The sequence below is a fragment of the Corynebacterium sp. HMSC08D02 genome (genome assembly GCF_001807505.1).
GTDB lineage: Bacteria > Actinomycetota > Actinomycetes > Mycobacteriales > Mycobacteriaceae > Corynebacterium > Corynebacterium pseudogenitalium.
This window is the reverse complement of record NZ_KV789249.1, coordinates 77,666-77,875: the sequence shown is the minus strand read 5'-3', so window position 1 is coordinate 77,875 and position 210 is coordinate 77,666.

Genomic DNA, 210 nt, shown 5'->3' with positions numbered 1-210 from the left:
CCGCTCTTTCGGGAGCGGCCTTTCATTGAGGGACGCTCGGAGCGGAAGCCTTACTGGAAGAACGGCGTACCGCCGCTCTTTCGGGAGCGGCCTTTCATTGAGGGTCCGCTCTTTCGGGAGCGGCCTTTCATTGAGGGGTTCCACTGAACGGCCCATAACGCTCGGGACCACCTGGCGGACCGCCGCTCTTTCGGGAGCGGCCTTTCATTG